At 68.4% G+C, this 1,425-nt stretch carries 1 protein-coding gene and 1 pseudogene; both read left to right on the top strand.

Annotation, left to right across the window (positions count from 1 at the left end; translation table 11 throughout):
• A partial coding sequence (locus tag ACIQ8B_RS32960; protein WP_403552006.1) for a stealth family protein occupies positions 1 to 1,172 on the top strand: 1,172 nt, incomplete at its 5' end.
• Positions 1,172 to 1,425 (top strand): annotated as a pseudogene (locus ACIQ8B_RS32955) (sugar phosphotransferase); the annotation flags it as partial. The gene ACIQ8B_RS32960 and the pseudogene ACIQ8B_RS32955, both read left to right, overlap by 1 nt.

Raw genomic sequence — 1,425 nt, 5'->3', positions numbered from 1 at the left:
CGGGTCCGCAGGCGGAGGCGGAGCTGGCGCGTGTGTCGCCGCAGGCCTCGGCCGATGTGCTGGCCGACTCCCTCGTCGCCCCCCGCCGCAACCGCATATCGGACGTCATGCCCACCAGCGAGCAGAAGTCCGCCAAGATCACTGTCCAGGGCCGCGACTTCCCGACGTTCGCGCCGTTCACGGTGACCACGGTGGAGGACGTGACGTTCCCCATCGACGTCGTCTACACCTGGGTCGACGGCGAGGACCCCGAGCTGCGCGCCAAGCGCCAGAAGTACAAGAGCGAGGGCGTCCCGGCGATCCTCGACAAGGAGACCAACGAGTCCCGGTACACCAGCCACGACGAGCTGAAGTACTCGCTGCGGTCGCTGGAGATGTACGCCGGCTTCGTGCGACACGTGTACATCGTCACCGACGGCCAGACCCCCGAGTGGCTGAACGCCGACGCGCCCGGCGTGACGGTCGTGGACCACAAGGACATCTTCCCCGAGGGCGTCCTGCCGGTGTTCAACTCGCACGCGATCGAGACGCGGCTGCACCACATCCCGGGCCTGTCGGACCACTACCTGTACTTCAACGACGACGTGTTCGTCGGCCGCAGCGTCACCCCGCAGCACTTCTTCTACGCCAACGGCATCGCCCGCATCCCGTTCTCGCCGCTCAAGGTCGGCGTCGGCCAGCCGCACGGCGGCGAGACCGCCACCAACTCGGCCGGCAAGAACGTGCGCCAGCTGCTGATGAAGGCCCACGACCGCTTCATCACGCACAACTTCATGCACACCCCGCTGCCGCAGGTGCGGTCCGTGCTGCAGGAGCTCGAGGAGATGTTCCCCGAGGAGGTCGGCCAGACCATGCGCTCGCGCTTCCGGTCGCCCGACGACATCGCCATGACCGCCTCGATGCACTACAACCACGCGTACATCACCGGCAAGGGCGTCCCGGGCAAGTTCCGCTTCCGGTACGTCAACATCAGCCGTGAGGACGCGGACCGCCGTCTCGAGGGCATCCGGACGAAGCGCAACTTCGACTTCTTCTGCCTCAACGACGTCGACGTGCCGCCGGAGCAGCGCGCCGAGGTCACGGCCCGCATGTTCTCCTTCCTGGAGGAGTACTTCCCCTTCCCGAGCTCCTTCGAGAAGGCACCTGAAAGCACGTCTTCCGGGACGCGTTGATGGCACCGGGGTCGCGGCCGATCCGGAAGCTCGCGCGCAGGGGACTCGGCGTCGGACGGAAGGTGCGCGACCGGGCGTCGGCCGCGCGCCTGGACCGGCAGCGGCAGGCCGTGCTCGGCCCGGACGCGGGTGTGTGCCAGGCGTCGTTCCACGATCAGCCGTTGTGGGGGCGGGTGGTCGACTCGTTCACGGCGGCGGGTGCGGCGGCGGACAATCTGGGGCTGGTGGCGGACGCTCTGGAGCGTGCGGGGAT

It is taken from the genome of Streptomyces sp. NPDC096105 (assembly GCF_044763335.1).
Taxonomy (GTDB): domain Bacteria; phylum Actinomycetota; class Actinomycetes; order Streptomycetales; family Streptomycetaceae; genus Streptomyces.
The sequence above is the reverse complement of the archived record's forward strand: the minus strand, read 5'-3'. Positions and strand labels throughout refer to the sequence as shown.